The sequence below is a fragment of the Cohnella baijiui genome, assembly GCF_020731285.1.
In the GTDB taxonomy this organism is placed as follows: Bacteria; Bacillota; Bacilli; order Paenibacillales; family Paenibacillaceae; genus Cohnella.
Genome location: NZ_JAJFOW010000044.1, coordinates 45,027 through 53,487 on the forward strand (window position 1 = coordinate 45,027; position 8,461 = coordinate 53,487).

Annotated in this window: 8 protein-coding genes; 6 read left to right on the forward strand and 2 right to left on the reverse strand. The window is 52.0% G+C overall.

Annotation, left to right across the window (positions count from 1 at the left end; all coding sequences use genetic code 11):
• The first annotated feature begins 63 nt into the window (after positions 1–63).
• From lspA to LKX83_RS27115, 6 genes are all read left to right on the forward strand, one after another.
• Positions 64–534, forward strand: a complete 471-nt coding sequence (gene lspA / locus LKX83_RS27090) for a signal peptidase II (RefSeq protein ID WP_227885967.1) — start codon at positions 64–66, stop codon at positions 532–534.
• 245 nt (positions 535–779) lie between these two features.
• Positions 780–1,745 (forward strand): GNAT family N-acetyltransferase, encoded by a 966-nt coding sequence (locus tag LKX83_RS27095; protein ID WP_227885968.1) that lies wholly within the window; start codon positions 780–782, stop codon positions 1,743–1,745.
• Between the two features lie 255 nt (positions 1,746–2,000).
• The gene (locus LKX83_RS27100) at positions 2,001–2,963 is read left to right on the forward strand and encodes an ABC transporter permease (RefSeq protein ID WP_370639140.1); all 963 of its coding nucleotides are present in this window, start codon (positions 2,001–2,003) and stop codon (positions 2,961–2,963) included.
• 11 nt (positions 2,964–2,974) lie between these two features.
• The gene (locus LKX83_RS27105; RefSeq protein ID WP_227885975.1) at positions 2,975–3,841 is read left to right on the forward strand and encodes a carbohydrate ABC transporter permease; all 867 of its coding nucleotides are present in this window, start codon (positions 2,975–2,977) and stop codon (positions 3,839–3,841) included.
• A gap of 39 nt (positions 3,842–3,880) precedes the next feature.
• Positions 3,881–5,467 carry an extracellular solute-binding protein gene (locus LKX83_RS27110; RefSeq protein WP_227885969.1) on the forward strand — a complete coding sequence of 529 codons (1,587 nt, stop codon included), beginning with the start codon at positions 3,881–3,883 and terminating at the stop codon, positions 5,465–5,467.
• Positions 5,468–5,597: 130 nt separating this feature from the next.
• Positions 5,598–6,962: a discoidin domain-containing protein gene (locus tag LKX83_RS27115; protein WP_227885970.1), complete on the forward strand. Its 1,365-nt coding sequence runs from the start codon at positions 5,598–5,600 to the stop codon at positions 6,960–6,962.
• A gap of 148 nt (positions 6,963–7,110) precedes the next feature.
• Here the strand turns inward: LKX83_RS27115 and LKX83_RS27120 are convergent, their stop codons facing one another.
• Positions 7,111–7,434, reverse strand: a complete 324-nt coding sequence (locus tag LKX83_RS27120; RefSeq protein ID WP_227885971.1) for a helix-turn-helix domain-containing protein — start codon at positions 7,432–7,434, stop codon at positions 7,111–7,113.
• Positions 7,435–7,714: 280 nt separating this feature from the next.
• Positions 7,715–8,461: IS110 family RNA-guided transposase (locus LKX83_RS27125; RefSeq protein ID WP_227885972.1), on the reverse strand; the 747-nt coding region annotated here is incomplete at its 5' end.

An 8,461-nucleotide genomic window follows, 5' to 3' on the forward strand; every position in this document is an offset into this window, starting at 1 on the left:
TTGACGGGCGGGACGTCTCTTAAGCGCGGCTCATGTATGCAGAATAAGGAAGGCGGGAAACCCATGCTGCTCTATGTCGTAATGCTGCTCGTCGTCGCGGCCGATCAGCTGTCTAAAATCTGGATTCGCGCACAGCTCCCGTTGGGCGATACGATGGACGTGTGGCCGGGGATCCTGCACTTCACGAATTTCGTGAATACGGGCGCGGCGGGCAGCTCCTTCGAAGGGTATGGCAGACTATTCATCCCGGTGGCGGTCGCCGTCGTCATCTGGGCGATCTACGCCCAGCGCAAAGGTCGGCTCGCGGGAGGTTGGCTGCTGGCGGGAGCGGGCTTTTTCGCCGGCGGCGCGGTCGGCAACGCGATCGATCGGTTGCTGTTCAACGGAGTGACCGACTTCATTTCCTGGTCCGCCGGCGGAGGGATTATGAATTTTGCGGATATTGCGATCAATATCGGCGTCCTGCTCGGGATCGTCGGTCTGCTCACGGGGCGCCGCCGCTCCGCCAGAGCCGCGCGGTTGTACGAATCGTGATCGGTTGCACTTCCTAGAAGGACAAAAGACCTCCATTTCCGCCGGGCGGAGATGGAGGTCTTTTCATGGGGAGAGGGCGGGCTGCGGCAGGCCTGATGCAAATAGGGAACATTTTGTTCGGTGAGCGGGCTTGCATATTTTTTTTGACTCTATTTGATGATCTAAGAACAATCGAAAGATTTGCTTATTGGCTGCTTCATTTCGATCACTTACAGTAGCGGTAGTAGTCGAACGAGGAGGCGCTTATGGACTTCGAACCGTTAGAACAACGGCATTTGGACGGTATTCTCGCGCTCTGGAATAAGGAACTGGCAGATCAGTTTCCGATGCGGGCAAAGGTGCTTCGTCAAAATATTCTAGAAGATCGCAACTGGCTTCGGGAAGGCTCCTGGGTCGCGACGGATCGTCGGACGGGCAAGGTCGCCGGATTCGTCGTCGCCAAAATCGCCCGTGCTGGCGCCGCGCGCTTCGGCATAGGAACGGACACGGGGTGGATCCATGCGTTGCTCGTCGACGCGAACGCCCGAGGCCAAGGGGTCGGCGCCGCGTTGCTGGGCAGAGCCGAGGCGGCGCTTCGGCACGCAGGCGCGACAAACATCGCGCTCGGGAACGACTTGCACAGAAGGATGTTCCCCGGCATTCCCGAAGAGTTGGAGCATACTCGCGATTGGTTCGACAGAAGAGGCTACGTCTTCCGGGAGAGAGCTTTCGATCTGCTTAGAGCTTATCGCGACGACGAGCCGATCGGTTTCCCGGTTATCTCGGACGTGTCATTCCGGCTCGCGACCCCGGATGACCGGGAATCGCTGACGGCGTTTATGGAGCGCTGCTTTCCGGGTACGTGGGCGTACCAGCATGCCGACTATTGGGAGCAAGGAGGCACCGGCAGAGAGTACGTCGTGTTGGAGAAGCAGGGCGCGATCATCGGCTTCTGCCGGATCAACGACGATCGCTCTCCCTTGCAGGCGCAGAACGTGTATTGGGCGCCGTTGTTCGAGGAACGATTGGGCGGCATCGGCCCGCTCGGCATCGACGAGGCGGAGCGGGGGCACCAATACGGGATTTCTATCGTGAAGGCGGCGATTGCCGCGTTGTACGAGAGAGGTGTCAGAAGGATGGTCATCGATACGACGCCGTTCGTCGAGTTCTACGGCAAGCTGGGGTATGTTCCATGGAAGAGCTATGCGAAGTACGACAAGTGGGGAGAGTAAGTGCAGGGTGTTCGACGTTCGGACTCGGATACCATACGGTCCTGGAACAGCTACAAGCCGATTTGCCGAAGCGCGTTTATGAAATCGGAATTTTCATAGATGGTTCTGCATGGGAAAGTACGCCGGTCGTACTTTCTTTTTGTTTTCCGATTTATCGTTTCCGAAGATTTGAGAAGAACCTAAAGATTGTATGATGGGCAATCGAACCCTGCGTTTGTATGATGAAATCATCCTTAAGACAGGGGCCAAGACAAAATGAAAACGACCTTCACTCCGGATATCGCTGCGTTAGACGAGCTCGCAAGAAGACCAAGGAAACCGTGGAGGGTAAGCCTGAACCGTAGCAAATATTTGCTGCTGTTGATTTTGCCTACCATGCTGTATTACGTACTTTTCAAATACGTTCCGATGTTCGGGTTGGTCATTTCGTTCAAGGACTATAACCTTTTCAAAGGAATATGGGCAAGCCCATGGGTAGGCTTGAAATACTACAAGATGTTCTTCGAAAGTCCCGATTTTTATGTCCTGATCCGAAACACCTTCTTACTGGGTTTCTACAAATTGTTGTTCGGTTTTGCCGCCCCGATCATCCTGGCTTTACTTCTGAATGAAGTCAAAAACGCATTCTTCAAACGATTTGTCCAGACGGTCAGCTATTTGCCGCACTTTATCTCCAATGTCGTCGTGGCCAGCATGGTGCTGCTGTTTCTGTCTCCTTCCAGCGGCGTCGTGAACGAATTCATACAATGGTTGGGCTTTGAACCGATCAACTTCATGATGGAAGCCGAGATGTTCCGCTCCATCTATGTCATCTCGGATATTTGGCAGAATGCCGGCTGGGAAACCATTATCTATTTGGCGGCATTGACCGCGGTCGACCCTCAGCTATACGAATCCGCGAAAATAGATGGCGCGGGACGCTTCAAGCAGCTGCTCTACGTTACGCTGCCGGGCATCGCGCCGGCGATCGTCATCGTATTGATCCTGAACGTCGGCAGCGTAATGGACATCGGGTTCGAGAAAGTGTTTCTTCTTTACAACCCTTCTACGTTCGAGACGGCGGACATCCTGAGCACCTACGTTTACCGCACCGGACTGCAAAGAGGAAATTACAGCTACGGAACGGCAATCGATCTATTCACGAGCGTCATTAATCTAGCGTTTATTGTTACGGCCAATTGGATCAGCCGCAAAACGAGCGAGACGAGCTTATGGTAAGGGGTGCAGCGATGAGACGGAAAATAAGAGGATTTGAAATCGTGCTGATCTCGATTCTGTTCGGCGTAGTGCTCGCTACTTTATATCCATTCATCTATATGATCGCTGTCTCGCTGAGTTCGGACGTCCATGTGTTGAAAGGGGATGTGTTCTTATGGCCGAAAGGGCTCAACTTCAGAATGTATGAGATCGTGCTTCGCGACCCTCATATATCCAGAGCCTACTTAAACACCATCCTCTACGTGGTGGTAGGGACCACCTTTTCTTTGTTGATTTCATCTGCCGGCGCTTTCGCTTTATCCAAGAAGGAAATGTTCCTGAACCGGACCTTTACGCTCCTGATCGTGTTCACGATGTTTTTCAGCGGGGGAATGATTCCGACCTTCCTGATCGTGAAAAGCTACGGTCTCATCGACACCGTCTGGAGCATGATCTTGCCTACAGCCGTAAGCACCTGGAACCTGATCATTCTGCGAACGTTCTTTTCCGGTCTCCCCAAAGAGGTGGAGGAATCCGGAAAGATGGACGGACTAACCGATATCGGCACTTTTTTCCGGATTGTACTTCCTTTATCCAAAGCGGTTCTAGCCACGATTTGCCTGTTTTATGCGGTCGGCATTTGGAACAATTTCTTTTCGGCGATGTTGTACTTGCGAGATGCCGATTTGTTCCCTCTTCAAGTGGTGTTAAGGAACCTCGTGCTTGAAGGGCAGGCAACCGCCAACGGCGCGACGTCCATCGGCGGGGACCAACTGATCGTGGACGAATCCCTGAAATTCGCGACCATTATCGTATCTACGGTGCCAATCCTCTTGATCTACCCGTTCCTTCAGAAGTATTTTACGAAAGGGACGCTGATCGGGTCGGTCAAAGGTTGACATATAGCAGGTTATTCTTATCAAAAGGAGAATTAAGAAATGGGAAAATGGGGGAAGATGCTTGCGGTGCTGGTTATAGGGGGGGCAATTCTAGCCGGTTGTTCCAGTTCGAAAGACAATGGGAATTCCCCGCAGAATAGCGCGGGGGCATCTGGGAACTCGGCAACGTCAAGCAGCGGGGCATCGCCTGCCCAAAATCAGCCGCTTAAGACCTTGACGTTTCTTGATTACAATAACCCGAGCTGGCCTTATTCGGCGGATTGGCCGATCTGGAAATACCTTCAAGAGAAAACGGGCGTCAAACTCGACATTCAAGTGCCGCCGGGTACGCTGGAAGATGCGACCAGCTTGGCCGTTGCATCGGGATCGATGCCGGACATGATTTGGACCCAGGAAAAAGCGAGGGCGGATAAATACGGACAGCAGGGCGCGCTCGCCAACATTCTGGATTATGTCGACGAGATGCCGAATTTCAAGAAGTGGATGGCACAGTTTCCGGAGGCTGTACAAGCCGCATTGGCTGCGGACGGCAAAATGTACGTATTCCCCAATGAGGGCATGGGGGAAACGAACCGGATGCTTTGGATGTACCGCCAGGACATCTTCGAAAAGAACGGGTTGAAGCAACCGGAAACCTGGGACGAGCTGTACGCCACTTTGAAGAAATTGAAGGAGCTTTATCCGAAGAGTTATCCGCTGACCTTCCGCAGCGGCCTTCGGTACCTGCAAAATTTCGGCGCGTCGTTCAATACGGTGGGATCGGTCAGTTCCACCCAGGTTAGCGTATATTTCGATCAAGACAAAAAAGAGTTCGTCTACGGCGCAACGGAAGACAATTTCAAGAAAATGGTCACCTATCTCAACAAGTTTTACAAGGAAGGTCTGATTCCGCCCGATTTCCTGACGGTCGATACGAAGATCTGGCAGGACATTATGTCTACGGACCGCGCATTTGTCACGCTGGATTATATCGGACGGATCGATTTCTATAATTCCGCTTTGCGCAAGAACAACCCGAATTTCACGCTTAGCTTTATGAAGCCTCCCGCAGGATGGGAAGGCGGGCCACAGAAGAACGCCTACACCCAAATAACGGAGGAAGGCGTCATGGTATCTTCGCAATCCAAGAACATCCATGACATCATGAAATACATGGACTTCTTCTATACGGATGAAGGGAAATCTTTAACGAGCTGGGGCAAAGAGGGAGAAACCTTCAAGGTCGAGGACGGAAAAAATAAATTCATCGGCGATTTCACGGACGTTTCCGACTTGAGAAAGAAAACGGGAATTTCCACGGACGGCGTATTCGTCTGGTTCGACTACGACTCCCATATTTCCCTCGCTTCTCCCGAGCTGAAAGTCGCTTATGAGGAAGCGGCCAAATATGACAGCCAGCCGCAGCCTAAACCGGCATTCAACCAACAGGAGCAGGAAATTATTAGCACCAAAGGGGATGCTCTCATCAAAAACCGGGACGAAAATATTTCAAAGTTTATCCTGGGGTCGAGAAGCCTTGGCGAATGGGATAAGTATGTCCAGGAACAAAAGAAACTCGGAGTCGATGAGCTGTTGGACGTTTATAAAAAGGCTTACGAACGTACCTTGCAAGCCACCGGCAAGTAAGGAAATCGAATCGAACTGCCGCATTCTATGATGAGCGGGAAGTCAAATTCATGGGATGAAAGGTGGAAAGTGGAATGCACTTGAAATCTGCCAGGTTGTAACCGATCCTCACTAAGGAAGAGGTGTAGCCATGTCGAAAATGGTAAGGAAAGGGTGGAAGTGGCTCTCGGTTATTGCTGTTGGATGTATTCTGTTTTCGGGAGCCCATGTCGGAATCTCTCACGCCGGCCCCGTGAATGTAGCGGCGGGCAAAAGCTTCACGACCAGCGGCACCGTCTCCGGGAACCCGGCGTTTATCACGGACGGAGACAAGAATACCGCGAATTACGTGGATGTCACTCAAAACACGCAATGGGTCCAATTCGACTTGGGGTCTAGCGTAAGCCTGAACCAAGTCAAGATTTGGCACTATTTCGGAGACGGGAGAACCTATCATGACGTTATCGTCCGTTTATCCAACGTTTCGGATTTCAGCAGCAGCGTGACCACGGTGTTCAACAACGACTTGAATAACAGCATCGGGTTCGGTGTCGGAAGCGATGCCGAGTACGCCGAAACCTCCGCGGGCAAAACAATCAACTTCGCTACAACGAGTGCAAGGTATGTCAGGCTCTATTCGAACGGCAGCACTTCGAACGGTTATAACCATTATGTCGAAGTGGAAATCTGGGGAACCGCGCAGCCGCAAACCATGTTTGACGATTTCAGCTACTCCGGTTCCTCCGACTCTCTGCTCGGCACCCACCAATGGACGGTGCGAACCGGATCGGGCGGGCCGGGTCCTGCCGGCGTTTCTTGGCTGGCCAACAATATTACCTTTGTCACGGACCCCGCGAATTCTTCCAATAAGCTGATGAGATTGAAGGTCAATACGAACGGTACGGGGGCGTCCACCAATCAAGCCGAAATCTTCACGCCGGAAAAGTATTTCGAAGGAACGTATGCGGCAAGAGTGAAATTTACGGATTCACCGACGGTGGGCACAGATGGAGACGAGGTCAACCAAACCTTTTTTACGATTTCTACCTTAAGATACGATAACGATCCCCTTTACAGCGAAATGGATTTCGAGTATTTGCCCAATGGCGGCTGGGGCATTACGTCGAGCGCCATGACGAACACCACGTGGTACACGTACTCGAACAATCCGCCGAAAGACGACTTTGTCGAGACCGACCATATGGGCAGTTACGCCGGCTGGCATACCTTGGTGGTGACGGCCGCTTCAGGCGTCGTCAACTATTACGTGGACGGAACGTTGACCGCAACGGCTTCGGGAAAATACTATCCGAGAACGAAAATGGCGATCGATTTCAACCATTGGTTTCTCTCCGATGGGCTGATGAGCCAAAGCGGGACCAGGACGTATGCGGAAGACGTCGATTGGGTTTATCATGCCAAAGGCGTTGCGATGTCAACGTCGGCAGTGAACGCGGCGGTTGCGAATTACCGAGCGCAGAACATCAAGTTTACGGATAACGTAACATCGAATTGATAGGATGCTTAAACGGGAGATGGACAACTTCTCGAGTGCCCATCTCCCGTTTTCCGTTATGCGCTATGTTCCTTACTCCAGATAAAGCCCCATATCAAATATTTGTCCAGATAAGTCCTATTCCTCCTGGGGTTGCCGTCGGAAGGCATTATTTGATCGTCTGATTATATTGTCTTCTGAATTCGCTTGGCGTAAGGCCGGTAAATCTTTTGAATACCCGGTTGAAAGAGGCCACCGTGAAATATCCCACGAGCGAAGCGATATCCTGGATCTTCAAGTCCGTGTCCTTCAGCATTTCTTTCGCCTTGCTCATCCGTACCGTATAGGTGTAGTCGCTGAAGTTGATTCCCGTCTTCTCTTTGAAGTACGTCGACAGATAGGGTCCGGTTATGCCGAGTTTGCCCGCTATGGCATCGAGCGAAAGATCGTCGCCGAAATGGGACTCGACGTATTCCTTCACGAATTTGGTCATGGCGTCGGTTTCCGAATTTTTCTCTTTTACGGCGTCGGCTGACTGGGATAAGAACCAATGGAAAAACGCCTTGTATTGTTCAAGCGTATAGCAAACCTTCAGCTTCTCATAAGTCCAGCGGTATGATGTCAAGTCCCTGATTCAATCGAATTGGAAATTTTCTTGGCCGCAAAGCAGATCAGTCAGGAAAAATGGACGCATCAAATCAGACCCAGTTGAAAATCAAGCGACATACCAGATTTTTACTGGGAATTTGTGAAGGACTTTGGCAAAGGAGGCGTTAATCCTTCGCGCTATTCACCTTCCTTCGAGGCGTGTAGAGTTGGCCGTTGCGTAGCAGCACATCGACCAGACGCACAAGTTTTCTTGCCGTTAAGACGAGGGCGCGTTTGTGTTGGTGCTTGGGTACTTCTTTGTATTTCTTCCGGTAATAATCGCCGAATTCTTCATCGCGGTTTTTCACCGAGTTGGCAGCTTCAACCAGGTAATAGCGAAGGAATCGGTTGCCGGATTTAATGCGTTTCGTATCCTCAGCCTCAAAGGGGCCAGACTGGTGCCGACGCCACGTGAGACCTGCATATTTGGCCACGGCGGCCTGGTCGCTGAAGCGGTCGATGTCACCAATTTCCGCGAGAATGCCGGCGGCATACACCCGGTCGATGCCGGGAACGGAGCGCAGGCACTTGGCGCTTGGGATGCCCTCTAGAATCCGCTCGATGGCCTTGTCCAAATCCTTAAGCTGAGTCTGAATGCTCCGGATAGACTGGATGGAGGTGCCGAGCACCAGATCGATTGAATCTTCAACGACCTTGGAGAGCCGGTAAGAAGCTCTTGCAGCCTTCTGGATGCAGCGTGCAACGTTCTCGGGGTCAGGGAAGCGATTGCGTCCCTTGTCCCGCAAATAGTCAGCTAAATCGGCGACATCCATGGTGGCGATATCGTCGAGACTGTACTTCTCGGAGAGCATCTCCATGAGGGCGTGGCCGAACACGGAGCTCTCGACCTCGGTCGTAAAAGCGTTGCACTT